Source organism: Campylobacter novaezeelandiae, from assembly GCF_004323845.1.
Classification (GTDB): domain Bacteria; phylum Campylobacterota; class Campylobacteria; order Campylobacterales; family Campylobacteraceae; genus Campylobacter_D; species Campylobacter_D novaezeelandiae.
In genome coordinates this window covers 1-25,389 of record NZ_QPGR01000009.1, presented here as the reverse complement: position 1 = coordinate 25,389, position 25,389 = coordinate 1, and the positions used below count along the sequence as shown (strand labels likewise).

Annotated in this window: 25 protein-coding genes, 4 tRNA genes and 1 pseudogene; 20 read left to right on the top strand and 10 right to left on the bottom strand. The window is 26.5% G+C overall.

Annotated elements, in window-relative coordinates:
* Positions 1-27: 27 nt before the first annotated feature.
* Positions 28-822: a 3'-5' exonuclease gene (locus DU473_RS05480; RefSeq protein WP_131164128.1), complete on the bottom strand. Its 795-nt coding sequence runs from the start codon at positions 820-822 to the stop codon at positions 28-30.
* Positions 823-885: 63 nt separating this feature from the next.
* Between DU473_RS05480 and waaC the strand changes: the two genes are divergently transcribed.
* Genes waaC through waaF form a run of 3 tightly spaced genes read left to right on the top strand, consistent with a single transcriptional unit; the run spans position 886 to position 3,735 of the window.
* The gene (gene waaC, locus DU473_RS05475) at positions 886-1,908 is read left to right on the top strand and encodes a lipopolysaccharide heptosyltransferase I (protein ID WP_131165689.1); all 1,023 of its coding nucleotides are present in this window, start codon (positions 886-888) and stop codon (positions 1,906-1,908) included.
* The gene (locus tag DU473_RS05470) at positions 1,898-2,791 is read left to right on the top strand and encodes a lipid A biosynthesis lauroyl acyltransferase (protein WP_131164130.1); all 894 of its coding nucleotides are present in this window, start codon (positions 1,898-1,900) and stop codon (positions 2,789-2,791) included. The genes waaC and DU473_RS05470 overlap by 11 nt, the downstream gene beginning before the upstream one ends.
* Entirely contained in the window at positions 2,788-3,735 is a 948-nt protein-coding gene (gene waaF, locus DU473_RS05465) for a lipopolysaccharide heptosyltransferase II (protein WP_131164131.1), read from the top strand. Before DU473_RS05470 ends, waaF begins: the two co-directional genes overlap by 4 nt.
* Here the strand turns inward: waaF and DU473_RS05460 are convergent.
* Complete coding sequence (locus DU473_RS05460; protein WP_131164132.1) at positions 3,721-4,530, bottom strand: glycosyltransferase family 2 protein; 810 nt, start codon at positions 4,528-4,530, stop codon at positions 3,721-3,723. The two genes, waaF and DU473_RS05460, sit on opposite strands and share 15 nt — an antisense overlap.
* Before the next feature lie 138 nt (positions 4,531-4,668).
* Here DU473_RS05460 and DU473_RS05455 point away from each other — a divergent pair, with 138 nt between their 5' ends.
* A complete protein-coding gene (locus DU473_RS05455; RefSeq protein ID WP_131186674.1) occupies positions 4,669-5,733 on the top strand; it encodes an O-fucosyltransferase family protein in 1,065 nt (354 codons plus the stop codon).
* A 196-nt stretch (positions 5,734-5,929) separates the two neighbouring features.
* Positions 5,930-6,148 (top strand): hypothetical protein, encoded by a 219-nt coding sequence (locus DU473_RS05450; protein ID WP_131186673.1) that lies wholly within the window; start codon positions 5,930-5,932, stop codon positions 6,146-6,148.
* Positions 6,149-6,252: 104 nt separating this feature from the next.
* Here the strand turns inward: DU473_RS05450 and DU473_RS05445 are convergent, their stop codons facing one another.
* The 4 genes from DU473_RS05445 to DU473_RS05430 form a co-directional block, all read right to left on the bottom strand.
* The gene (locus tag DU473_RS05445) at positions 6,253-6,930 is read right to left on the bottom strand and encodes an acylneuraminate cytidylyltransferase family protein (protein ID WP_131186672.1); all 678 of its coding nucleotides are present in this window, start codon (positions 6,928-6,930) and stop codon (positions 6,253-6,255) included.
* An 86-nt stretch (positions 6,931-7,016) separates the two neighbouring features.
* Entirely contained in the window at positions 7,017-8,135 is a 1,119-nt protein-coding gene (gene neuC, locus DU473_RS05440; RefSeq protein ID WP_131186671.1) for a UDP-N-acetylglucosamine 2-epimerase, read from the bottom strand.
* The gene (locus tag DU473_RS05435; RefSeq protein WP_131186670.1) at positions 8,132-9,169 is read right to left on the bottom strand and encodes an N-acetylneuraminate synthase family protein; all 1,038 of its coding nucleotides are present in this window, start codon (positions 9,167-9,169) and stop codon (positions 8,132-8,134) included. Before DU473_RS05435 ends, neuC begins: the two co-directional genes overlap by 4 nt.
* Positions 9,169-10,380, bottom strand: a complete 1,212-nt coding sequence (locus DU473_RS05430; protein ID WP_131186669.1) for an alpha-2,3-sialyltransferase — start codon at positions 10,378-10,380, stop codon at positions 9,169-9,171. Before DU473_RS05430 ends, DU473_RS05435 begins: the two co-directional genes overlap by 1 nt.
* Positions 10,381-10,526: 146 nt before the next feature.
* On the opposite strand from DU473_RS05430, the gene carB reads away from it, so the two are divergent.
* From carB to DU473_RS05395, 7 genes are read left to right on the top strand one after another with little or no spacing between them, the layout of a single operon-like run.
* Positions 10,527-13,796: a carbamoyl-phosphate synthase large subunit gene (gene carB, locus DU473_RS05425; protein ID WP_131186668.1), complete on the top strand. Its 3,270-nt coding sequence runs from the start codon at positions 10,527-10,529 to the stop codon at positions 13,794-13,796.
* Positions 13,797-13,830: 34 nt separating this feature from the next.
* Positions 13,831-14,865 carry a DNA methyltransferase family protein gene (locus DU473_RS05420; RefSeq protein WP_438830691.1) on the top strand — a complete coding sequence of 345 codons (1,035 nt, stop codon included), beginning with the start codon at positions 13,831-13,833 and terminating at the stop codon, positions 14,863-14,865.
* A 2-nt stretch (positions 14,866-14,867) separates the two neighbouring features.
* Entirely contained in the window at positions 14,868-15,581 is a 714-nt protein-coding gene (locus DU473_RS05415) for a R.Pab1 family restriction endonuclease (RefSeq protein WP_131186666.1), read from the top strand.
* The gene (locus tag DU473_RS05410) at positions 15,578-16,000 is read left to right on the top strand and encodes a Sua5/YciO/YrdC/YwlC family protein (RefSeq protein ID WP_131186665.1); all 423 of its coding nucleotides are present in this window, start codon (positions 15,578-15,580) and stop codon (positions 15,998-16,000) included. Before DU473_RS05415 ends, DU473_RS05410 begins: the two co-directional genes overlap by 4 nt.
* A gap of 54 nt (positions 16,001-16,054) precedes the next feature.
* Positions 16,055-16,405, top strand: coding sequence for a DMT family transporter (locus tag DU473_RS05405; RefSeq protein ID WP_131186664.1), 351 nt, complete (start codon positions 16,055-16,057; stop codon positions 16,403-16,405).
* Positions 16,406-16,415: 10 nt separating this feature from the next.
* A complete protein-coding gene (locus DU473_RS05400) occupies positions 16,416-16,733 on the top strand; it encodes a DMT family transporter (RefSeq protein WP_131166180.1) in 318 nt (105 codons plus the stop codon).
* Positions 16,733-17,332 (top strand): dethiobiotin synthase, encoded by a 600-nt coding sequence (locus tag DU473_RS05395; protein ID WP_131166181.1) that lies wholly within the window; start codon positions 16,733-16,735, stop codon positions 17,330-17,332. The genes DU473_RS05400 and DU473_RS05395 overlap by 1 nt, the downstream gene beginning before the upstream one ends.
* Here DU473_RS05395 and DU473_RS05390 read toward each other — a convergent pair.
* Both DU473_RS05390 and DU473_RS05385 read right to left on the bottom strand, forming a co-directional pair.
* Complete coding sequence (locus tag DU473_RS05390; RefSeq protein WP_131186663.1) at positions 17,319-18,602, bottom strand: adenosylmethionine--8-amino-7-oxononanoate transaminase; 1,284 nt, start codon at positions 18,600-18,602, stop codon at positions 17,319-17,321. The two genes, DU473_RS05395 and DU473_RS05390, sit on opposite strands and share 14 nt — an antisense overlap.
* Before the next feature lie 318 nt (positions 18,603-18,920).
* Positions 18,921-18,997 (bottom strand) — tRNA-Met (locus DU473_RS05385).
* Positions 18,998-19,103: 106 nt separating this feature from the next.
* Between DU473_RS05385 and DU473_RS05380 the strand changes: the two genes are divergently transcribed.
* The 6 genes from DU473_RS05380 to DU473_RS05355 all read left to right on the top strand — a co-directional run bounded on the left by DU473_RS05380 (position 19,104) and on the right by DU473_RS05355 (position 21,918).
* Positions 19,104-19,192, top strand: a tRNA-Ser gene (locus DU473_RS05380).
* A gap of 107 nt (positions 19,193-19,299) precedes the next feature.
* Complete coding sequence (locus DU473_RS05375) at positions 19,300-20,265, top strand: glycosyl transferase family 90 (RefSeq protein ID WP_131186662.1); 966 nt, start codon at positions 19,300-19,302, stop codon at positions 20,263-20,265.
* 146 nt (positions 20,266-20,411) lie between these two features.
* Positions 20,412-20,487: transfer RNA gene (locus DU473_RS05370), tRNA-Ala, on the top strand.
* A gap of 1 nt (position 20,488) precedes the next feature.
* Positions 20,489-20,564, top strand: a tRNA-Val gene (locus DU473_RS05365).
* A 120-nt stretch (positions 20,565-20,684) separates the two neighbouring features.
* Positions 20,685-21,209 carry a GNAT family N-acetyltransferase gene (locus tag DU473_RS05360; RefSeq protein ID WP_131186661.1) on the top strand — a complete coding sequence of 175 codons (525 nt, stop codon included), beginning with the start codon at positions 20,685-20,687 and terminating at the stop codon, positions 21,207-21,209.
* A 79-nt stretch (positions 21,210-21,288) separates the two neighbouring features.
* Positions 21,289-21,918, top strand: coding sequence for a hypothetical protein (locus DU473_RS05355; RefSeq protein ID WP_131166185.1), 630 nt, complete (start codon positions 21,289-21,291; stop codon positions 21,916-21,918).
* 4 nt (positions 21,919-21,922) lie between these two features.
* Here DU473_RS05355 and DU473_RS05350 read toward each other — a convergent pair whose 3' ends face one another.
* Both DU473_RS05350 and ispG read right to left on the bottom strand, forming a co-directional pair.
* Positions 21,923-23,263 (bottom strand): DUF2972 domain-containing protein, encoded by a 1,341-nt coding sequence (locus tag DU473_RS05350; RefSeq protein ID WP_131186660.1) that lies wholly within the window; start codon positions 23,261-23,263, stop codon positions 21,923-21,925.
* A gap of 170 nt (positions 23,264-23,433) precedes the next feature.
* Positions 23,434-24,498, bottom strand: a complete 1,065-nt coding sequence (gene ispG, locus DU473_RS05345; RefSeq protein WP_131186659.1) for a flavodoxin-dependent (E)-4-hydroxy-3-methylbut-2-enyl-diphosphate synthase — start codon at positions 24,496-24,498, stop codon at positions 23,434-23,436.
* A 110-nt stretch (positions 24,499-24,608) separates the two neighbouring features.
* Here ispG and DU473_RS05340 point away from each other — a divergent pair, with 110 nt between their 5' ends.
* Both DU473_RS05340 and DU473_RS05335 read left to right on the top strand, forming a co-directional pair.
* A complete protein-coding gene (locus tag DU473_RS05340) occupies positions 24,609-25,136 on the top strand; it encodes an adenylyl-sulfate kinase (protein WP_166683079.1) in 528 nt (175 codons plus the stop codon).
* Positions 25,137-25,160: 24 nt separating this feature from the next.
* Positions 25,161-25,389: pseudogene (locus tag DU473_RS05335) on the top strand (hypothetical protein); the annotation flags it as partial.

Genomic DNA, 25,389 nt, shown 5'->3' with positions numbered 1-25,389 from the left:
TTATAAACAATATTCTAATATATTTAATTAAATGCTAAGTTTTATTTTAGAAATTTCATCTTCGCTTGCTTTAATAAAAAGATCAATATAAGAACGATTTTGCTTTTTTTGCATAAGAAATTCTTTCATTGCATTCAAAGAATCTATAAAATCATTTTCATTAATATTACCCTTAATAAATTCATATTTTAAAAACAACATAAAAGTGTTTAAAGTATCACTTTCACAATACTCATGAATTTTTTCTAGTTTATTTTCATAAAAAAGTTCAAGAACTTCATTGCCATGAATTTCATATTTTCCAGGCAAATTTACCATAGCACAGATAAGATCGAGTTTTAAACCTCGATAAGAACCAAAAGCTTCAAATAAATCACAATGCTTATTTTCAGAAAAACGCGTTTTATAATTATTCCATTTATCTGTAATAGTATCTAAATAGGTATTTGCTTTAATATTATATTTTAATGCTCTTAAAACAAGCAAAGGCATATCATAATTTTTACCATTAAAACTAACTAATTTAGGCTCATATTTATCAATAAATTTAAAAAAATTAGCAATCATGCTTTGCTCATCATCACCATCAATTTTATTGACTTTAATAAATTTTCCAAAACTATTTGTTATAACAGCACAAATACTTATAATTTTATGATAAGGCAAGGGCAAAAATTCACTAGAAGTTTGTTCTTTTTGAAGTTCTAAAGCTTTTTTAGAGATCTCTAAGTCATCTCCTTTTAAATTTAAAGTTTTTCTTATAAGTTCAGTATCTGGGATACTTTCGCAATCAAAGATGCAAATATAACCTTCTTGATTCATTTTAACCCTTTTTTAAATAAATTTGATAAAATCATAACAAAATTTTAGTATTTTAGGTTCTTAATGAAAATAGCGATTGTTAGGTTATCAGCGCTTGGAGATATTATCCAAAGTGCTATAGTATTACAATTTATTAAAAAATTTAAAAAAAATATAGAAATTCACTGGTTTGTTGATGAAAGATTTAAAGATATTTTAAAAGATCATCCTTTAATTGATAAAATTTATCCTTTGCCTCTTAAAGATAAAAAAATTACAAAAACACTAAAGATTCTTTTTGAAGCAAGAAAAAATAATTACAATGTATCAATAGATCTTCAAGGGCTTATTAAATCAGCTATTATAAGTAGAATTTTAAATCAAAATAATTTTGGTTTTAACAAAAATAGCCTTAAAGAAAGTTTTGCGCATAATTTTTATAATCAAAAACTAAATATCAGCTATAATGAAAATGTTTTTGTTCGTTATTTAGCTTTAATTTCTTTTGTATTTAATGAAGAATTTGACATAAAAAACATCTTTTTTAAAAAAGATGTTTTTTACACTGATGACATTTTAAAAGAGAAACTTATACAAGAATTAAAATTAAAAGAAAATAAACAAAATATACTCATACATGTTGGTTCAAGTGCAAAAAATAAAATCTATCCAGCTAAGAAATTTGCATCACTTTGTAAAAAAATTATCAATAACTTCCCAAATTTAAAAATTTTACTTGCTTGGGGAAATTTAAAAGAATACGAAATCGCAAAAGAAATTCAAAATTTTTATCCAAATGATCGTATTGTTCTAATTAGAAATTTAAATTTACAAGAATTAATCGCACTCACAAAAGCTGTAGATTTAATCATAGGAAATGATAGTGGTCCCACTCATCTAGCTTTTGCTCTTAATAAAGCTTCTATAACTATTTTTGGAGCAACACCAAGCCAAAGAAATGCTTTTACAACAGAAATTAACAAAACCATTGACGCAAAAAAGAAAATTTTAGATGCTAAGCATATTGATAAAAATGATTTTTGCATTGAAAATATTGATGAAAATGATATTTTTAAAATTGCCAAGGAATTGCTAAATGAAAAATAAAGATAATCTTTATCTTATGATTTATTATATTTTAAAATTCATTGTTTTTATTTTTCCAAATTTTATTTTAGACTTTTTTGCTAAAAATATAGCATTTATTGTTTTTTGCTTTAATAAAAAACATAGAAGAATTATTGATATTAATTTAAAAATTTGTTTTCCACAAAAAAGCTCAAAAGAAAGAAAAAAAATAGCTCTAAAGATTTATCAAAATTTTGCTAAATTTGGTATTGATTGCATTAAAAATCAAAATACCAATAAAGAAAAAATTCTTAAAAAAGTTGTATTTGATGATGAGGAAATTTTATGCAATGCTTTAAATTCAAATAAAGCATTAATTTTAACAACGGCTCATTATGGAAACTGGGAGCTTTGTTCTTTAGCATTTTCTGCTAAATTTGGAGCTATGTCTATAGTAGGAAGAAAACTAGATAGCGAAAAAATGGATAAAATTTTAGCCCAAAATCGTACTCAATTTGATATAGAATTAATCGATAAAAAAGGCGGGATTAAAAAAATGTTTCAAGCTCTTAAAGAAAAAAGAACTCTAGGTATTTTAACCGATCAAGATTGTTCCGATAATGAAGGGATAAAAATAGATTTTTTTGATAAAAAAGTAAATTTTTTAATTGGAGCTAGTTTAATTGCAAAAAAAACTAAAGCTTTATTGTTGCCTGCTTTTATTTATCAAGGCAATGATAACAAATATCATATAAAATGTTTCAAGGCTCTTGATGGCAGTATAAAAAGCTTAGAGGAATTAACCTCTTATCAAGCAAAGTGTTGCGAAGAAATGATTAAATTTAAACCTGATGAGTATTTTTTCTTTCACAAAAGATTTAGAAGTTTCGATAAAGATCTTTATCTTAAGGTACAAAAGTGAAAATTTTTATAAATCTTCCTACTTGGCTAGGTGATGCTGTAATGTCTAGCACGGCTATTTATGCTTTGCTTGAAAAATTTCCTAAAGCTCAAATTATTTTTTATGGCTCCTTTGTAAGTACAGAGCTTTTTAAAAATATAAAAAATTCTAAAATCATTATAGAAGATAAAAAACATAGATATTTAAATGTCTTAAAACAAAGATCTCTCATAGGAGAGTGTGATATTGCGATCTCATTTAGATCTGCATTTTCAAGTAAAATTATTTTAAATTTGATTAAATCCAAAAGAAGATTTTGCTTTAATAAAAGACAAAATGAAAATGAACATCAAGTTTTAAAATACCTATATTTTATAGAAAAAAGTTTTAATTTTAAAGCAAATTCAACGCAATTAAAACTTCCCATTTTACCAAAATATAAATGTAATATCACTTTAAAAGATGATAAAAAAATTCTAGCCTTAAATCCAGGCGCTCATTATGGTAGTGCAAAAAGATGGGAGGCTAGTTATTTTGCTAGTGTTGCAAAAGAATTTGCTAAAACACATAAAATTCTTATCTTTGGAATAAAAAGTGAACAAGAAATTTGTAATAACATAGAAAATATTTTAAAAAAAGATGGCATTAGAGTTAAAAATTTATGTTCTAAAACAAGTATAAGTAGTCTTTGTAAAAATATAGCATTTTGTGATTTATTTATCACTAACGATAGTGGTGCTATGCACATAGCAGCTGTATATAAGATAAAAACTGTAGCCATTTTTGGACCTACAAAATTTAATCAAACATCACCTTGGCAAAATGAAAATGCTAAAATTGTTCATTTAAATTTAAGCTGTATGCCTTGTATGCAAAAAACTTGTCCCCTAAAACATCACAAATGCATGAAAGATCTAAAACCTGAACTTGTGATAAAAGAGGCTAAAAAACTACTTGGCTATTAATCTATTTTTCAAGTCATTAAGCTCTTTTTCTAAAATTTTAAATAAACTCTCATGAAATATATTATTGTTAAACTCTAAAGAAAATTCTTTTATAAGCTCAAGACTTTTTTGTTTGTCCAAATAATTTTGATATAAAAATTCTTTACTTTCATAACGTCCATTTTTATTAAATTCATAATAATAAATAAACTCTTTGCAAATTTTTATTCTCTCACACTGCATAAAATACATATAACAAAAAAACATATCTTCACTATAACTTAATCTTTCATAAGGATTTATTTTTTGAAAAACTTTAAATATCATATCTTTTTTAAAAATCTTAGCCCAAACACTCCAACAAAAATGTCTTTGTTTAAGCAAAAAATCTAAAAATTCAATTTTATTAAAATCTTCATTTTGCTTAAAACGATAAAATTGCTTAGTATTTACTCTATGCACTAAAGCATCAAAACAAATTAAATCAAAATTTTTAATCTCTTTTAAAGCCAACTCACAAGCATTTAAAGCTAAGGTATCATCAGGATCTAAAAACATTATATAAGGTGAGTTTGAATTTAATACTCCTATATTTCTACTTGCAAAGGTTCCTAAATTCTTCTTATTATGAATAATTTTAATTCTTTTATCTTTTAAAGCTTCTTCTTTAGCTATTTTAATACTATTATCACTTCCTAAATCATCTACTACAATAATCTCTATATCTTTAAGACTTTGATTTATACAACTATCTAAAGCTTTTTTTATATATTTTTCTACATTAAAAGTTGGAAGTATAATAGAGACTTTAGGCATATTTAACCTTTATAGTTATTTGATTTGTCAAAATTTAAGTTTTAAAGACTTTTTATAAATTTGAAATATCTATTTTATCAAAAAAAAAAAAAAATGAATTTTTATATATAATTTTATTTTTAAATTAAAGGAGTAAGGGTGCAAAAATATATTTTATCTAATAGAGAAGATTCTAATGCCACAAGATTACTTGGGATATTAAACGCTTTTTATTTAGCCAAAAAATTAAACACAAAAGCATTTTTTACTTGGATAGAAGTTGAAGAAGCTGCTAAAAAATATAATAGAGATATAAAACTTTACACCAATAAAAACTTTCAAGGACAAAAAATTATCTCTTGTAATAACGATACCAAAGAAGAGGTGTTTACTAAAGATTTTTTAGATAGACATTGCATCTTGCAAAATGAAGTAACAAGCTTAATGACTTTTTATCCTCACGTAAATATGAAAAATATGAAAACTTATCCAGCTAATATCAATAATCTTGAAAAATTTAAAGAGCTTTTCGAAAAAGAAAGTTATGATTATTTTGAAGCTCCTTTTGAAATGAGATATTCTTGGGATATTGATGAAGAAGATTATTTAGCACAAATCAATCGAATTTGGCAAAATATAGGTTTTCATTCAAAGATTAAAGAACTTATACAAAAAGCTACTTTAAAGGCTAAGGAATTGGGTGATTTTTGTGCTATACACATTAGAAATTCAGATACGGTTTACTCTTATGCTCCTTTTAGAAAACAAAATTTAGAAACAACCTATCATGCAACTCCTTATGAACTTGCTTATCATATTATCAAAGAAGAAGCAAAGAAGCAAAATGTTATTATTTTTACAGATGATATTAGTTCAGCTGAGCATTTACTAAAAGCTCTTAATTTAACCAATGTATATTTAGCCAATGATTTTAGAGATTTTAACACTTTAAGTCAAACACAAATGCTTTTATATGATATAAGTTTAATGTCTTTTGCAAATAAAATTTATGGGACTCATTCAAGCGTTGCAAGATTAGCAACTTGTTTAAATAGCAAAAGCAAACAAATTGATCCTCATAGCTTTTTTACCAAAAAACAAAGATATAGCATTATAAAACAAAATTATTCTTTACTGAATTTACATCCTGATCAAAAGGCTTATTCTTTATTTTATCTATTTGTAACGGGGGGGGGGTATAGAAGAAATAGAATTTGGAGATAAAGGCAAAAGAAATTTTTTAAATTCTAAAAAACTTATAGAACTTCAAAGTTATCTAGAAGAAGCATTAAAACTAGATTACGATAATGATAAATATAGAATTTATATCATAAATACGCTTTTTAGAAGAGGTAAAATTAAAGAAGCTAATACTCTTTTAGGAGAGTATTTAAAAGAAAGAGGGAATGAATTTCTTAATTTGTTAATTTCTGGTGAGAGTGAAAAAATTTATCTTGGTAAAGCTACTTTTCATAAACTACTTCTAAATTATCAAATTTACAATAAAGCAAAATACGAAAATATAGCTAAAATTGCAGAACTTAGCTTAAACAAGATGCCAAAATATTTGCATAAAAAGCGCTATAAAATTTATTTGGGTAGAATTTTAAGCTTTACTCCTTTAAGATGCTATTTTTAAAGGATAAAAATAGATTTAAATAATTTTACATTTTTATTCATAAGAATCCAAATAAAAAATACTTTTTTATAAAATAAATGTTTCTTAACATTAATAAAATTTGATTAATTTGAACATAACAATTCATTAGCCTTTTTCAAATCCTCTAAAGTATCTATATCTAAACTTGATACCTCATCCATTTCAAAATAAGTAGTATTTTTAAGCAAAAAATTAGATTTTTTTAAAAATTCCTTTACCTTTAAAATATAAATCGCCCCATTGCTCATATAAGTATTTGGGAGTTCTTGTCTTGGATAAAAAGGATAATCATCATTGCTTATTCCCTTTAGATTTCCTTTTTCATCACTTATAAAAGCTTTTAAAATTTTATTATCACATTTGCAAACACTAATGAGTGCATTAGCATTTTTTTGTATAAAATGATAAAAAGATTCATCTATATGTTTGCTTGTTCTAAAAGGTGATGTAGGTTGAAGCAAAATTATATTTTCATAAGTTTTATATATTTCTAAAGTATGCAAAATCACTTTATCACTTGTAGTATTATCAAGTGATAATTCTTTAGGACGCTTAATAATATCAATTCCTTGGCTCCTTGCATAAGTTAAAATTTCGTCTCCATCACTACTTAAAACAATTTTATCAATGCAGGTTGCTTCCTTGGCAGCTTTAATGGTATGATAAACTAATGGCTTGTTGGCTAAAAGAGCTAAATTTTTATTTTTAATACCTTTTGATCCAGCTCTTGCAGGAATTAAAGCCAAGGTTTTATTTGACATTTTTATCCTTTGAGTTTTTAAAAAATTAATAATTTATTTTACATTTTTTATATTTTTTAATTTCAATGTATTATCTAATTCTATATTTATATTTTTAAATCTTTAAACATTTTTTGTTTAGAAATTTTAAAAAATATTCCACTTTTTAAAAGTTTTATAAATTTAGCACTACTTTTTTCTTTTATTTTTTTATGAATAGTTTTTTCTTTTTTCTTTACTTTTTGTATAGCTTTTAGTATCTCATCGCTTTCATAAGAACTTTGCATAACTTTATTTAAACCATTTCTTTTTTGTTGTCTTGAGCCTATATTTATTCCATCAACTCCTAAAAAAACAGCTTCTTTTAAAATACAACTTGAATTTCCTATAATAAAATCTGCATTTTTTAATAAAGTAATAAAATATTCAAATCTTAAAGATGGAAAAATTTTAAAATAAGATAAATTCTGAAGTTTTTCATAACTTTTTAAAATAAACTCAAAACCTAAATCATTATTAGGATAAATCACTATATAATTTTTCTTGCTTTTAATTAAAGCATTGACGAATTTTTCACTTTGCTCTTTAATAAATTCAAGCTCTGTCACCACAGGATGAAAAGTAGCTATAGCATAATTTTTAAAAGTAATGTCATAATAAGCCTTAGCTTCTTCAATACTAATAGAATTATCAGATAAAATATCCAAATCAGGAGAACCTATAATAAAAATCGAATTCTTATCTTCTCCAAGTTGTATTAAACGTTTTTTAGCTAATTCATCATTAACCAAATGAATTTGGGCTAACTTTGAGATAGAATGTCTTATACTATCATCTATAGTTCCAGACAACTCGCCTCCTTCAATATGAGCAACTAAAATATTATTTAATACTCCGACTAAAGCTCCTGCCAAAGGCTCTATCCTATCTCCATGTACTACAATTAAATCAGGTTCTATTTCATTAACAAATTTAGAAAAACCGTCTATAGTTGAAGCTAAAGCTGCTGGCATTTGATAGTATTTGTCATGGTTGATAAATTCATAAATATTTTTAAATCCACTTTTATAGATTTCTTTTGCAGTATATCCGAAATTCTTACTCATGTGCATCCCTGTAACAAAGATGAAAAGTTCAAATTCATTTGATTTTTCGATCTCTATCATCAAAGACTTAATTTTAGAAAAATCAGCTCTAGTTCCCGTAATAAAAACGATTTTTTTCATTGAAAATCCTCATATTTTAACTGCACATCTTTTGCAATATCTCTTAGAGCAACTTTCCCTAAAATACTCTCAAATTCTCTAGCTGCAATCCCGCCAATCCCTGGTCTTTTCACCCAAATATTTTCCAAAGAAAAAATATCACCCTTTTTAATTTCTTTTATACTAACAACACTTGCAAAAGCAAAATCAATAGTAACTTGCTCCTCTTTAACTGCACTCTTTTTAGTATTTAAACCACGCATTATTGCCATTTGTTCACTTTGAATTATAAGCTCTTTTAAAGCACCTTCATCCATAGAACAAATTATATCAGGACCACTTCTATCCATAGTATCTACAAAGTGCCTTTCAAGCACACAAGCACCTAAAGCAACAGCTCCTAAACAAGCAAGATTGCTAGTAGTATGATCGCTAAGTCCCACTAAACAAGAAAACTCTTTTTTAAGCTCAAGCATAGCGTTTAATCTTACAAGATTCATAGGAGTTGGGTAAAGATTAGTTGTGTGAAGCAATACAAAAGGAATTTCACTAGCTCTTAAAATTTCTATAGTTGGTTTTATACTTTCGATACTATTCATTCCAGTGCTCACAATCATAGGTTTTTTAAAATTTGCAATATGTTTTATTAGTGGATAATTATTACATTCTCCAGATCCTATTTTAAAAGCACCAACTCCCATATCTTCTAATCTATTTGCAGCTGCCCTTGAAAAAGGAGTGCTAAGATAAACAAGTCCTTGTTTTTGAGTATATTCCTTAAGAGCCAACTCATCTTTATAATTTAAAGCACACTTTTGCATAATCTCATATATACTCACATTTGCATTTCCAGGAATTACGTTTTTGGCTATAGCACACATTTCATCTTCAACAATATGAGTTTGATGTTTTATGATCTTAGCACCCGCTCTTTTGGCACTATCTACCATAAGCTTTGCCAACTCTAAACTACCATTATGATTAATACCAATTTCCGGGATAACTAAAGGAGAATTTTGTTCAGATATAGTTAAATTTTCGATTTTTATTTGCATTATTCTTTCCATTCTTTTTTAATTTTTTTTATTTTAAATAAAAAGGTGAAAGGATGTTTAATTAAATTACTACCTAAATTATAAGCTAAAGTTCGTTTTATTTTTAAAGCTTCCTTATAGTCACGATAAAACTCCAAAGGCGGTAATTTTAATGATGGGCTTTGTTTTATTCTTTTTTTATAGCGTCTTTGATCTTTTAAATGTCTATAAACTACATAAGATAATACAAAAGGCAACTTAATATAATCACTTAAATTCCTTAAATCAATTAAAATATTTCCTAATTTATAACAAAGATGATTTTGAATTCTTTCCTTAGCTGAACGTTGATTAAAATTATTTTTAACATTTGGAAATATGTTAATTTTATTTCTCTTCTTAATTTCTAATTGACTAGGGCTTTTAGTCTGAAGAACTTTATTATAATAAAGCTTTATAAAAGGAGTTTCTTTAGGAATAAGAATATCATCTAAGGTATTTTGTGTCTTTTTTAAAAGTATAAAAGAATTATTGTCTACAGGAGCTAAACCAAAATTTTTAGCTAAAATTGATTCTGGATTTAAAGAAAAAAATGAAATATCATAAGTTTTAGCAAGAAATTCTAAAGCCTTTAAATCGGTATCTTTGCTATGAAAATAAAATGGAATTTTATTTTCCCCTATTAATTTATTATAGTTTTGTTTGTTGGCATTGTAGACATAAACATTTTTTCCTGTTGAAAAATCTATATCACCCTCATAAAAATCAATTCCGCTTAAATAAATCCTTTTATGACCCAAAGCTACTGCAACAGCGCACATATAAATTCCACTGGTTATACGTTTATCTTCATAAAGTTCGTTATAACAAATATAGGCATTAAATTCTTTTAATTTCTCAAGAAAATTACTTCCTAAATTAGCATCTGGAAAAAATATATCAAAATACTTTATAAAATTTAAATGATTTTCATAAATGCTATGAAGTTTAAAATTAGAACAAACAAAATTACCAATTTTATATTCTTTATTTTTTATAAGAGTTTTAGCAGTATAAATTTGCTCTAAGAAAAAACTTTGATTAAAAAAAGCTATTTTAACATCTTTACCTAGATAGTATTTATCTTCAAGGTAAAATTGATTGCATCGAAAAACTTCATAGTCCCTTGGTAATCTTTGATAATCGATATTTTTTAAACTTGGACCATTGCCTGCTACAATTAAATCCTTCATTTTTTCTCTTGCTACCTGAAAAATTAATTAAAAAAATGATTATACCCCCCCCCTGTAAATTTAAGCTTAAAATAAAAATAATTCAAATTTCAAGTTTTAAAAAACTAAGATTTGCTATAATTTATAAAAAATAATTAGGAAAATTTATGCCAAAACGAAACGATATTAATACTATTTTACTTATAGGAAGTGGTCCTATTGTTATAGGACAAGCTTGTGAGTTTGATTACTCTGGTACTCAAGCCATTAAAACCTTAAAAGAGTTAGGCTATCGTGTCGTGCTTATAAACTCAAATCCAGCAACCATTATGACAGATCCTGATTTTGCTGATGCAACTTATATAGAGCCTATAACCAAAGAAAACATTTTAAGCATTATTAAAAAAGAAAAAGTTGATGCTATCTTACCCACTATGGGCGGTCAGGTTGCCCTAAATGCTGCAATGCAAATTTATGAAAGTGGGCTTTTAGGAAATGTAAAATTTTTAGGAGCCAATCCTGAAGCAATCAAAAAAGGAGAGGATCGTCAAATTTTCAAAGAAAGTATGAAAAAAATTGGTATGGATCTTCCAAAATCTATGTATGCTTATAACTATAATGAAGCCTTAAAGGCTATAGATGAGATAGGCTTTCCTTTAATGATACGCTCTTCTTTTACATTAGGCGGGGCTGGAAGTGGAGTTGTTTATAATTTAGAAGAATTTCAAGAGCTTGCCCAACAGGCGTTATCTTTAAGCCCTATAGGAGAAATCTTAATAGAAGAAAGTTTGTTAGGCTGGAAAGAATATGAAATGGAAGTTATACGCGATAAATTTGATAATTGCATCATAGTTTGCTCCATAGAAAATTTAGATCCTATGGGGGTTCATACAGGAGATAGCATCACTATAGCCCCAGCTCTCACCCTAACAGATAAAGAATACCAAGCTATGCGTAATGCCTCTTTTGAAATTCTACGTGAAATTGGAGTTGATACAGGTGGATCAAATGTGCAATTTGCGATAAATCCAGAAAATGGCAGAATGATAGTAATAGAAATGAATCCTAGAGTTTCAAGATCAAGCGCCTTAGCAAGCAAAGCAACAGGCTATCCTATAGCAAAAGTAGCTACACTTTTAGCAGTAGGCTTTAGTTTAGATGAAATTAAAAACGATATTACAGGCACTCCAGCCTCTTTTGAACCTGTAATTGATTATATAGTAACTAAAATTCCGCGTTTTACTTTTGAAAAATTTCCTAAAGCAGACAAAATTTTAGGAACTTCTATGAAAAGCGTTGGTGAAGTTATGGCTATAGGACGCACTTTTAAAGAAAGTATACAAAAAGCTCTTTGCTCACTTGAAAAAGATTATGATGGTTTTAATGAAATTAATATCAAAGATAAAAATGAACTGATTTTTAATATAAGAAATGCTAACGAAAAAAGACTTCTTTATATAGCTGAGGCTTTTAGAGAAGGCTTAAGCATTAATGAAATTTATGAGTATTCTAAAATAGATATTTGGTTTTTAAATCAAATCAAAGAAATCATTGACTTTGAGAAAAAAATAGATATGGATATTTTAAGCAATAAAAATTCATTAAGAAAAGCCAAAACTATGGGATTTTCTGATAGAAGAATTGCACATTTAATAAACATAAAAGATAATTTAGAATTAAGCCAAAATGATATTTATTATACAAGAATCAATCAAAACATTATCACCGAATTTCACGAAGTTGATACTTGCTCAGGTGAATTTGATGCTATCACGCCTTATTATTATTCTAGTTTTAATGTCTCAGAATTAACCCAAAGTATAAACAATAAAAAAGAGAAAAAAGAAAAAAAAGTAATGATTATCGGCGGAGGGCCAAATCGCATCGGTCAAGGGATTGAATTTGATTATGCTTGTGTTCAAGCTTCTTTTGCTTTAAAAGATATGGGTATAAAAACTATAATGTATAATTGTAATCCAGAAACCGTTTCAACTGATTATGATATAAGCGACACGCTTTACTTTGAACCTATTGATTTTGAACATTTAAGAGCTGTAATAGAAAAAGAAAAACCAGATGGTGTTATTGTGCATTTTGGAGGACAAACTCCCTTAAAATTTGCCAAACAATTAAGTGCTTTTGGTGCTAAAATTATAGGAACAAATGCTAGAGTAATTGACCTTGCAGAAGATAGAAAAAAATTCTCTGAATTTATTGCAAAACTTAAAATTAATCAACCTAAAAATGGTACAGCCTATAGCATAGAAGAGGCTATTTTAAAAGCAAATGAAATAGGTTATCCTGTTTTAGTGCGTCCAAGTTATGTTTTAGGTGGACGGGCTATGCGTATCGTTCACAATGAAGAAGAATTAAAACTCTATGTTAAAGAAGCTGTTAAATTAAGCAATAAAAGCCCTATTTTAATCGATGAGTTTTTAGATAATGCGAGCGAATTTGATGTAGATGCAATTTGTGATGGTAAAAATGTTTATGTAGCAGGAATTATGGAGCACATTGAAGAAGCTGGAATTCATTCAGGTGATAGTGCTTGTTCTTTGCCACCTTGCAACATTGATGAAAAGATACAAGAACTGATTATACAAAAAACAGCAGATATAGCTTTAAATTTAGGAGTTATAGGGCTTTTAAACATTCAATTTGCTCTTTATCAAAATGAACTTTATATCATAGAGGTAAATCCTAGGGCTAGTAGAACCGTGCCTTTTGTAAGCAAAGCAACAGGTATTTCTCTTGCTAAAGTTGCAACACGCGTAATGTGGCAAGGAAATTTAAAAGAAGCTTTAAATTTCTATGATCATTTTGGGGTAGTCAAAGAAAAAAATGGAATTTTAAGAGCTAAAAAACCTCAAAGGGTGAGTTTAAAAGGCGTTGTATTTCCTTTTTCTAAACTTGGCGGAAGCGATTTAGAACTTGGACCTGAAATGAGATCAACTGGCGAAGTAATGGGGATTAGCAAAGATTTTGCTAATTCTTATGCTAAAATTCAAATTGCCTCATCAAACAATCTTCCTGAAAAAGGAAGCGTTTTTATATCCTTAAAAGATGAAGATAAAAAATATGCCAAAAAAATTGCTACCGAATATTTAGAACTTGGTTTTAAACTTATGGCTACAAGCGGAACTTATAAAGAAATCATTAAAAATGGTTTTGAGTGCGAATTGATCTATAAGATATCAGAAGGACGTCCTAATGTTGAAGATAAATTAAAAAATGGAGAAATAGAGCTTGTTATCAACACAAGTGATGAAAATAGCTTTAAAAAAGATACAAGAAAAATAAGAGCTAATATCATACGTTTTAAAACCCCTTATTTTACAAATTTAAGAGCTGCTTTTGCAGGAGCAAAAAGTATAAAGGCTATACAGAAAAAAAGTTATTTAGAAGTTAAAAGCTTACAAGAGTATTTGAAAGATTAGTTTAATGCAAAAGCATTTAGATGAAAATACTACTATAAATTTAGGAAGTTTTTACACGCCTTCTTTTGTAGTAGAAATGGTTTATAAGCTTTTAGAAAAGCATATAAAAAATTTAAATTCTTATACTTTTTTAGATAGCTCTTGTGGATATGGGGATTTTTTTACCAAAGATTTTAAATATATCGGTGCAGATATAGATAAAATTGCTTTAGAAAAAGTTAAAATTAATCATATCTTTCATACAAATGCGCTCTTAAATATAAATAGAGAAAAATTTAAAATAAAAAAGAATGAAAAATTAATTATTATAGGAAATCCACCCTATAATGATAAAACTTCTATCATAAATGCAAAAATTAAAAAAGAATTATTTTCTTGTGACGAAAAGTTAAAATATAGAGATTTAGGAATTTCATTTTTAAGATCTTATGAGTGTTTAGAGCCTGATTTTATCTGCGTTTTGCATCCTTTATCATATCTAATCAAAGAAGCAAATTTTAAAGCTTTGAAAGATTTTAAACAAAAATATAAACTTGTTGATGGTTTAATTATCTCTTCTTCTATTTTTACACCTAAATCATCTACTCATTTTCCCATTATCATCTCTTTTTATAAAAAAGACAAAAAGGGAATGGATTTTGAGTATATTAAAAATTTCACTTTCAAAAGCGTAGAAAATTATTCTTTTTGTTTAAAGGACTTTGATTTTATAAATAATTATGTTAGAAAATATCCCAATTTAAACGATAAAAGAAAAGCTATTGCTTATTTTCATACTTTAAGAGATATCAATGCTCTAAAGAGAAATAAAACTTTTATGAAAAATATAAATTCTAATACAATTAAAGTTTTTAAAGAAAATCTTACATATTATATTTATATCCATTTTTTTAAAGAATTTTGTTATAAACTTCCTTATTGTTTTGGAAATTTAGATATTTTTATAGATAAAGATAAATTCTTAAAAATAGAACAAGAATTATTAAATTGGTTTTATAAAAAAGAATTTGATAAACAAAAAATAGAAAATTATTTTAAAATGCTATTTTCTACATATCTTAAGGAATAAAAATGAGTGATTTTAACTATGAACTATCTCTAACATCTGTTAGTGGCAAAATAAGAATTAAAGAAAGAAATACTTTTAATGATTATGGCTTACCTATAGCTCCTACAAAAACAAAAATAGATATAAAACATTATATAGAATGGCAAATAGGCTATGATGAAATAGTTTTACCAAACGAAGATTATCATTTCATAGCAGCCAATACAAAAAAGAAAAAACTTTATGAATTAAGCAATATTATCTTTAACTTTTATAAAAAAGAGATAATTAAAAAAGAAAATTTACTTAACATTAAAAATTTTATAGAAAATAATACTGAGCTTATTGAAGAAAAACTTAATATCACTAGAAGTATTTTTTTACCTACAAAAATTGCCAATATAAATTTTTTAAAATCTGAAATTTCCTACCCTTTATTGGTTTATAAATTTAATAACGATAACTATTTAAGCGAGATTATCATAAGAGAAAAACAAAGAGCAGTTGGAATTCAGGCAATGTTATTTTTTTGTTTTCCTGTTTATATTTTAAAAAATAAACAAGGGGAAAGAGATTTTCTACATAGATTTATACAAAGTAAAGAAAAGGGATATTTAGAGATTAATGAAAATAATATTTGTATTTTTCTTAATATGCTTAAAATTTTTGGAATTTTAAGTAAAAATCACAAATATGATGTTTTGCAAATTTTAGAATTTATACTAAAAAGCAAATGATTTATCTAGCACAAACTGATACAACAGTAGGGTTTTTAAGTAAAAATTTAAAAAAGCTAAATACTTTAAAAAATAGAAATCAAGATCAACCCTGCTTGATAACAACAACCAAATTTAGCGAACTTAAAAAACTTGTAAGAGTGCCAAAGTATTTTAAAAATCTAGTAAGAAAGAGTAAAAAAACCACTTTTATTTATCCAAATTTACAAGCTATTCGTATTGTAAAAGATCATCCACACGAAGATTTTTTAAAAAATTGGGATTGGCTTTTTTCTACCTCAGCCAACAAACATGGTAAAGAATTTGATGAAATTTGGGCAAAAAATGTTGCTGATAAAATTATAGATCAAAAACTTTTTGAAGGCAATGCCTCAAAAATTTTAAAACTAAGTAAAAAAAGAAAAAGAAAAATACGCTAATTTTAAAATAATATTTTTAGTATAATTAATATTTATTTTCAAAAAAGGATAATTTTGAAAAAACAAATAAGTTTAAATCTCGCTTGGAGTTTGATAGTTCTAGGAGGAATCATTGAATGTTTTTGGGTAAGTGGCTTAAAATACGCTAATACCTTACCTTTATATATCTTAACAGGTATTGGAATTTGTATTTCATTTACCTGTGCTGTTATTGCTATGAAAAAGATTGAAGTGAGTATTGCCTACTCTGTATTTGTAGGGATTGGAACAACTGGAGTGGTATTACTTGAAATGCTTTTTTTTAAAGAAAGTTTTTCCTTACTTAAAATTATACTTATTTTAATCTTGCTTAGTGGTGTTATAGGACTTAAACTTATAAGCAAAGAAAATGAAAATATAACTTAAAGAAAATATAATGAGTTGGTTTTTTTTATTTTTAGCAGGTTGTATGGAGATTATAGGTGTTATAGCCATGAAAAAATTAATTAATACAGGTAAAAAGATTTTTTTATTGGCTATTTTAGTCCAATTTTCCCTTAGTTTTAGTTTTCTCTCTTTGGCTATGCGTGAAATTTCTATGGGTATAGCTTATGCTATATGGACAGGTATTGGTGCTGGGGGTGGAGTTGTTGTTGGGATCTTGCTTTTTAAAGAAAGTAAAAATATTTTAAAATTTTTCTTTCTTGGCTTAATCTTAGTTTCAAGCATAGGTTTAAAACTCTTGGCAAATTAATGAAAATTTATATAAGCGGCATTCATACAGATGTAGGAAAAACTCATTTTAGTGCAACTTTTTGTGCAAATTTTAATTACGATTATTTTAAACTCATCCAAGCAGGAATTCCAACTGATAGTCAAAAAATATCTAAGTTTTGCCCTAAAACTAAAATCTTTAAAGAGGGTATTTTTTTAAAAACTCCCGCTTCTCCTCATCTTGGAAAAATCAAAGAAAATCTTATCTATAAAGCTCTTGAAATTCAACTTCCAAAAAGTGAAAATTTGCTTATAGAAATTGCTGGGGGACTTTTTTCTCCCATAGATGAGTGCTATACTATGATAGATTTTATGGATAAATTTAAATTTCCTACTATTTTAGTGGCAAAATACTATCTTGGTAGTATTAATCATATTTTATTAAGCATAGAAGCTTTAAAGAAAAGATCTATTGATATAATAGCCCTTGTAATGATGGGAGAAAAAGATATCTTACAAGATAGTTTTATACAAAATTACACCCAAATCCCTCTTATTAATCTAGAATTTTTAAACGAAAAAAATCTTATTAATTTAGAATTTCAAAAACAAATGAAAACCCTTCTTAAAAAGCTTTAAAAATTTCTCTTAAACTTTGAACTACATAAGAAATTTGTTCTTTTGTAACGATATATGGGGGCATAAAATATATAGTATTACCAAGTGGTCTTAAAAGCAAACCTTTAACTAGAGCTCTTTGATATACTTCAAGCCCAGCTCTTTGGTATTTACTCTTTACAATATCAAAAGCACTAATCATCCCACAAGTTCTAAAATTGGACAAAAAATCAAATTCTTTTAATTTGGCAAATTCTTCTTTAATAAAAAAACTCAAATCTTTATTTTTTTCTATGATATTCTCTTTTTCAAAAATATCTAATACAGCATTTGCAGCACTACAAGCTAAAGCATTTCCTGTATAGCTATGAGAGTGCAAAAAGGCTTTTTGAGTTTCATAAGGAGCATAAAAGGCATTATAAATTTCATCCTTTGTTACAACTACAGACAAAGGCATAAATCCTCCTGTAATTCCTTTTGAAAGACAAACAAAATCAGGTTTTTGCTTACATTGTTCAAGAGCAAAAAGTGTGCCTGTGCGTCCAAAACCAACTGCAATTTCATCAAAAATAACTTGAACACCATAATAATGACAAAATCTTATAGCCTCATCTATAAATTCAGCCTTATACATATGCATATTTCCTGCACATTGAACCAAAGGCTCTAATATAAAAGCACAAAGTTCATGAGAATGCTTTTCTAAGATATTTTTTAATGCATTTAATTCTTTTTCAAAATCATCGTTCAAAGGCACAGGGGTACTTAAACACTCTAGCAACAAAGGAGTATAAGTTTTTTTATAAAGTGCTACATCTCCAACACTTAAAGCCCCCAAGGTTTCACCATGATAAGAATTGCTTAAAGATAAAAATTTATTTTTTCTTTTATTTTGATTTAAAAAATAATGAAAACTCATTTTTAAAGCTATTTCTACCGCAGAAGAACCATTATCTGCATAAAAACATTTGTTAAATTTATCTCCCAAAAGCGAACAAAGTCTTGAGGATAATTTTATAATAGGCTCATGTGAAAAACCGGCTAAAATAATATGTTCTAAAGTATCAAGTTGCTCTTTTATGGCTTTACTTATATATGCATTACAATGCCCAAAAAGATTCACCCACCAAGAACTTATACAATCCATATAAGCCTTATCATCAAAATCATAAAGCCATATTCCTTTTGCTTTTTTTATAGGGATCAAAGGAATGTTTTCATGATCCTTCATTTGTGTGCAAGGGTGCCAAATATGTTTTAAATCTAAATTTTTTAAATCATTATTCATAATTTAACCTTTTGAAATTTAAATATTTAAATTATTTTTAATATTTACTTGACTTTAAATTTTATAAATAAATTAAATATTACAGAAAATTATTTAAGATTCAAAATAATTCATTTAAGTGCTTGTAAAATTATTTTTATACGACAAATGCTTATAAATTTATTCTAGAAATTAGAATTTATTTTGACAACGAGTAAATCTGATTAATTATAGATTTATTTTTATCACTCTATATAAAAAACAATTTTTTAAAACAGATAGTGATTTTAATCTAAGTAAAAACAAGTTTGATACAAGAATTTAAATAGTATTAACTAAAAATGGTGTCAAGGGGGAGACTTGAACTCCCGACCTCCGGCTTATGAGACCAGCGCTCTAACCAGCTGAGCTACCCTGACTTTTAAAAAACAAATTTGAAATACGAAAAAGAATTATAGCTTTTTTTTCTAAAATTTTTCTGATTTTGTTTATTTATAAAATTTTAGCTATAATAATTTCTTTTTTAGACAGGTGTCCGAGCGGTTTAAGGAGCACGCCTGGAACGCGTGTAAAGTTAATAGCTTTCGAGGGTTCAAATCCCTTCCTGTCTGCCATTTATTCCAACACTTTAATTTTCATTAAAACTACTTTTATTTGACCTTGCGGCACTTGATTTGTTTTTTTTTGATAAAATGCCATAAATTTTAAGTATGGTTTTATAATGCTTCAATCAAGATTATTTATGAATTTAAAAGGAATAGGAATATCTTTTGTACCAAGATATTTTTTCCAAATCAATTTATCTAAGATTTTCAATGAAATATTAAAATACAACACTAAAGAACTAGAAGAAATACAAGTTCGAGTAAGATACTATAATAAAATAAATCAATTTTTTACACCAACAGAAAAAGAAAAAATAGGAAAATTTCCTTTTAAAAAAACCTCTTATGCTTTTGATGCGTATGAAATTAGTAAATACTTTAAAGATAAATTTTTATGGAATAAAGATTTTAATGATGTAAAATGGACTTTTAAAGATCCAACTATTTGCAAATCGCGGCCACTAGAAAATAATAAAAATAATATTTTATTAAAACTTGATAAAAATAGACATTTTTGCTTTTTAAAAGATGATTTAATTTTTGAAAATAAAAAAGATATAGCAGTATTTAGAGGAGCTGTATACCAAACACACAGAAAAGAATTTTTTCATTCTTATTTCAATAAAACATTTTGCAATATAGGCGATACCTCAAAAGAAGCTAGCCAATATAGAAAAAATTTTTTAAGCAAAAAAGAACAAATGGGATATAAATTTATAATTTCTTTAGAAGGTAATGATGTAGCAAGTAATCTAAAATGGGCGATGAGTTCTAACTCTTTAGTTTTAGCTCCAAAAATGACTTGTGAAACTTGGTTTATGGAAGGAGCTCTAAAGCCAAATTATCATTTTGCCCTGATTGATAATGAAAATTTGGCTCAAGTGATTGATCATTTTAGAACCTATCCCAAAGAAGCACAAGAAATTATTCATAATGCCCATAAATATATCAAACAATTTTTAGATAAGAAAAAAGAATTTCACATAGGAATTTTAGTATTAGCCAAATACTTTTACTATTCTAAACAACTTGATCTTAATGAGCTAGGATATGAAAGAGAAATTTTAGAATTAATTAAATAATTTAAAATCTGTTTCTCTTTTAAATAAAATAAATTATTATAATGAATACTTTATAATTTTATTTAATTTAAAAATATCAAATGTATATTTGATTTCAATTTTCAGCCAAAAAAAAGTAAGATTATGATATAATCTAAGCTTTTTAAGGGGCATTAGCTCAGCTGGGAGAGCACAACGCTGGCAGCGTTGGGGTCAGCGGTTCGAACCCGCTATGCTCCACCATGGTTCCGTAGCTCAGTTGGTAGAGCACTACCTTGACATGGTAGTGGTCGTTGGTTCAAGTCCAATCGGAGCCACCACTGCAAAATTTAATTCTGCAATTTTATTGATATATGATTTATTAAAAATTTAGTTTTTTCAAATATTTTATAAATCTTTTAAGGATAAAATAACTAATATTTTATTCAAAAAGGATTTAAGTGCAAGAATTTACCATAGAAAAAGCCACCATAAAAAATTTAGATGAGATACTGAAAATAACCCAACAAGCTTTAATAACTATGAAAAAATTAGGCTTTCATCAATGGGATGAAAATTATCCTAACATTGAAATATTTACTCAAGATATCGAAAAAAATCATCTTTATATCTGTCGCGAAAAAGAGCAAATTTTAGGTTTTATTTGTATTAATGAACTTTTTTCACCTCAAGAGTATAAAGATATTTGTTTTAATCCTAAATTTAATGATAAAACCTTTTATTTGCATCGTTTAGCAATCAATCAAGATTTTAAAAGGCAAGGAATCGGTTTTAAACTTTTAAATTTTTGCGAAGAATTTGCTATAAAAAACAATAAATTAAGTCTAAGAGCAGATACATCAAGCAAAAATTTTCCTATGAATTCTCTTTTTCAAAAATTAAATTATCAATTTTGTGGTGAATTTAATATAAAAAATTACAACGACAAATTCTTTGCTTATGAAAAAATTTTAAAAGAATCATAACTTTGGTGCAATAAAATTTTTGTAAGAAAAATATTGCTATAATAAGCCTTTGCGTAGTAGACAATTTTAAGGGATTTTAATGTTAAAAGAATTACTCGAAATCAAAAAAGAAATGGAACCTGTAATCCACGATGCCAATGTAAAACTTAATGTTTTAGCAAGAGAAGTTATAGTGCGTAAAAAAGAATATGAAATTTATGGTCCTATGATAGATCGTGTTTATCTTGATAATGCCATTTATGTTAAAGTTATGTCTAGCGGACGCGATGTTAAAACGGATAATGTGCAAATTAAAACTGGTTTTTATATGGTTTTTGTTGCCCCAGAAAAAGAAAGTACAAAAGATATAAAAAATAAACTCAAAGTAGCCTATGAAGCACTTGATAATAAATTTATTTCAACACTTATAAGATCTTGTCAACGCTTTAAAGAAATTGTTTCAAAAACTCAAGCTACTTTAGCAAAAGCTTCTCAAATGAATGTTTTGGTAAAAACGAATTTAGGCGAAGCTAGCTCAGCTTTAAAATTTAATATCACTATAGAATACACCAAGGACAACCAAAAGCTTACTAGAGAAAATTCAAAATCAGCAGGAAGCTTTAGAGATACAAAAACTTATATTAATTTAGTTGTTGAAAAAAATACGGATTCTAGAATATGTGAAAAATTGCTTGATGATGTTGAAAAGTATTTCATCGGTGGGGGTTGAAATTTCATTTTATTAATTTTTCAAATTTTTTATAATTTTCCCAGAGATTTACTATATCTGGTCTTTCTTTTTTCACATAAAAAAGATGATTTTTTTCTAAAATATCTTTAAAATCTTTAATATTTTCTTTATCTTCTAAAAAACATTTAAAAAACTCATCTATACTTAATCTTTTTTGTCTTTCCTCTTTCTCTTTTGCCTTTAAAGCTTCTAAAAATTGAACTAAAAATAGGCGTATCTCTTCAAATTCGTTTTCTTTAAGACTTTTAATTTGATTAAAATGTTTTTCTTGTATTAAAATATAAAAAGGTATTTTTGTATTTTTAAAAAATAAACAAGAAATATCTTTTTCCAAAGAATTTAAAGAAGAGGTTCTAAGTGTTATAAAAATATCTTCATTAAAAAATTTTTTTAAATTAATATTGATTGGAAGCAAGATTCTAAAGCTACTCATTGTTTGAGTATAAAATTCCCTATCTTTAGAATTTGGAGTTTTAAAATGAAACTTAAGAGCTAATTTTTTCATCGTTTCAAAAGTTTTATCACCTACAATTTCACTCATATCTAAAAAATAAGTTTTTTTAATATTACTGAGTTTTTTAATCAATAAAGCATCATGAAAACCAAGAAATCCTGTAATATCTATTATATAGTCTTTCAAATCCTTTTTATCTGGAAATTCTTTTGCTTTATAATACCCTACTCTAAATTTTAATACTTGCTCAATATCATCACCAATATTAATTTTATCTAGATAATTTTTTCCAAAATTTCTACAATAAAACATACTAAATAAAGAATCTATAGGATCCCTAACTAAACAAATAGCCTCATTGACCTTAGGTAAAAGTGCATAAAATTTATCTGCTAATTTTGAACTAATATATTCTCTAAGCCAAAAACAAGGATTTTTATCTTTAAAATATAAAATTTGCTTATAGTAAAAAATATAATTTTTTATTCCACTATTACATTGAATAGAAACAATTGGCATAACTTCGCATTTTTTTAAAAACATCTTAAGCCCTGTCGCTCCACATCCATGGCTTCCCCAAATAAATAATTTAACTTGAGGCAAAGCAATATTAAGATCCCAAGCTAATTTTGCATTGATTTTTTCATAATTTATTTTTTTAGGATTTAGTAGCGGGGGATAATGATGATTTTGATATTTTTCTTTAAATTCCAAGGATGAAAGCCAAAAAATTATATTTTCAAATTGACAAATAAAATAATTACGATTAAAAAGATACAAAATAGCAAGGGATTTTTTGCTTTTATTATTTAATTTTTTATAAAATTTTAAAAGTTTAAAATCCGTTTTTAAGATATAAACAAAAACCAAAAATCTTCCCAAAAAACTCAAAAATATAAATTTTTGGGGATTTTTTCTATATTCTGAAGTTATAGCTTTTGCTATACCCCCCCCCGTTTAATGATTTTAAAATAATTAGCATTAAAAAATTTATTTATCTCTCTTTTAATTTTAAATTTTATTTTTGAAAGATTCAGCATTTATTCCCTTTGTTTTGCTTCATCTTCAACTTCTAGCAAAAATCTCTCTACAAGTTTGTCTTCTTTAAGCTTAGCCACTACTTCGCCATGCCTTATGATAAGCCCTTGATTTTTACCAAATGCTATAGCAACATCAGCTCCTTTTGCCTCACCTAAAGCGTTTACAACGCAACCCATTACACTAATGTTTAAAGGTTTGTTAATATGCTTAGTTTTTTCTTCAACTATTTTTATAGCTTTTATAAGATCACTTTGAATTCTTCCACAAGTTGGGCAAGAGATGATATTTACCCCGCTTTTTTGCACACCACTATCTTGTAAAATTGCCCTTGCTACACGAATTTCTTCTTCTAATTCCCCCGTCATAGAAACTCTTATGGTATCACCTATTCCTTTAAGAAGTAAATTTCCTAAAGCTATAGAACTTTTTATCGTGCTATGAAATTTAGTCCCTGCTTCAGTAACTCCTAAATGAAAAGGATAATCACAAAGCGATCTTAATCTTTCATAAGCTTCTATGGTTTTTTGCGCATCTGAAGTTTTCATAGAAATTTTAATATCAAAAAAGTCTAAATCCTCCAAAAGCTTGATATTATAAAGCGCACTCTCAAGCATTGCATCAAGATTATATCCGTATTTATCACTAAATTGTTTTTCAATAGAGCCATGATTTACACCTATGCGTATTGGAATACCTCTTTCTTTACACGCTTTAACCACGTCTTTTATATTTTCTTTAGAACCTATATTACCTGGATTTATCCTAATACCATCGATAAATTCGGCACAAAAAATAGCTAATTTATGATTAAAATGTATATCGACAATTAAAGGTAAAGGGCTTTTTTGCTTGATTTCTTTTAAAGCTCTAGCATCAATCATATCCAAACATGCCAAACGAACTATATCAGCTCCTGCAAAATACAAACGATTGATTTGTTCTAATGAAGACTCAATATCCCTTGTTTTGCTAAATAGCATAGATTGCACAGAAATTGGAGCATTTCCCCCAACAACAACATTACCTACTTTAATTTCTCTTGTTTTAAATCTTTTATATTGCATTTACAACTTCTTTGTAATTTTGCTTAATTTTATATTTTTTTCTTTTAATAAAACTTTATTTTATTATTTTTTGATAAAATTTTATAAAAGACTTAAATTTAGGATTTTTAATGCAAGAAAAAATCGATTTTTCTAAAGGCTCAGTTATTTGGCTAACAGGTCTAGCAGGTAGTGGAAAAAGCTATATTGCTGAGGCTTTATGCGAAAGATTACGTTTTAAATATAAAAATGTTATTTATCTTGATGGAGATGAACTAAGAGACTTGCTTGGAAGCTATGATTATGATAAGCAAGGGCGCATTAATATGGCCTTAAAAAGATCTCAATTTGCTCATTTTCTAAGTTCTCAAGGAATGATGGTTATAGTAAGCACAATTTCAATGTTTAAAGAAATTTATGACTACAATAGAAAAACCCTAAAAAATTATTGCGAAATTTATATCCAATGTGAGCTTGAAGAGCTTATTAGACGTGATAAAAAGAATTTATATACCAAAGCAATTAATAAAGAAATAATTAATGTTGTAGGAATTGATTTAAAATATGACGAACCAAAGCCAAATTTAATCATAGATAATAATCAATTTGGAAATTTAGAACAAAAAGTAGATAATATTTTAAATTTTTTAAAGCTCTAGTTTATCATACATAAAGGAACAATAATGCAAGATAATGCCTCATATAGAATAAAAAATACCCTCTCTTATAAACTTGGACTTGCTTTAATTAATTTTAATAAAAAAATAAATAATAATAGTATTCTGGGGGGGGGGATTGAGTATTTAAAGCTTATAAAAGAGCTTTATATTTTAAAAAGAACCCATCAAAAACAAAAAATACTCTATAAACAAATCACACAAATCTTTCCAGAACTTACTTATACACCCTTAA